Here is a 526-nt window from a genome sequence, read left to right as displayed (position 1 = left end):
CGACGGTCCAGGTGTCGTTGCCGGCGAGGAGGGTGGCGAGGTCGCCCTTGCCCTTCTGTTCGACGGCGGTGTCGAGCTGGTCGGCCATGAGGGTGTCGTAGACGGGGCGTTCGATGGTGCGGAAGACGCCGATGGGGGTCTGGTCGAGGGTGTCGGGGTCGGCGAGGCGGGAGAGGGCGAAGGCGGTGGTGGGGGAGGTGGCGTGGGCGTCGTGGACGAGGATGCGGTCCTCGTTGTCCTCGGTGACCTCGACGACGTGGAGGTCGCCGGTGGCGGGGTCGCGGACGACGCCCTTGTGCTGGTCGGTGCCGAAGCGGATGGGCCGGCCGTGTTCGAGCCGGATCACGGCTTCCTGGGCCTGGGTCTTGTCCTCGAGGGTCTCGAAGGCGCCGTCGTTGAAGATCGGGCAGTTCTGGTAGATCTCGATGAGGGCGGTGCCGTTGTGGTCGGCTGCGGCGCGCAGGACCTCGGTGAGGTGTTTGCGGTCGGAGTCGACGGTGCGGGCGACGAAGGAGGCTTCGGCGCC

Annotated in this window: 1 pseudogene; it reads right to left on the bottom strand. The window is 69.6% G+C overall.

The features are described 5' to 3' along the window. Positions 1-526, bottom strand: a pseudogene (locus tag GPJ59_RS36885) (2-oxoacid:ferredoxin oxidoreductase subunit beta); the annotation flags it as partial.

Origin of the sequence: Streptomyces bambusae, assembly GCF_019400985.1 — a bacterium.
GTDB lineage: Bacteria > Actinomycetota > Actinomycetes > Streptomycetales > Streptomycetaceae > Streptomyces > Streptomyces bambusae_A.
Note: the sequence above shows the minus strand (reverse complement) of the source record. Positions and strands in the feature narration are given on the sequence as shown.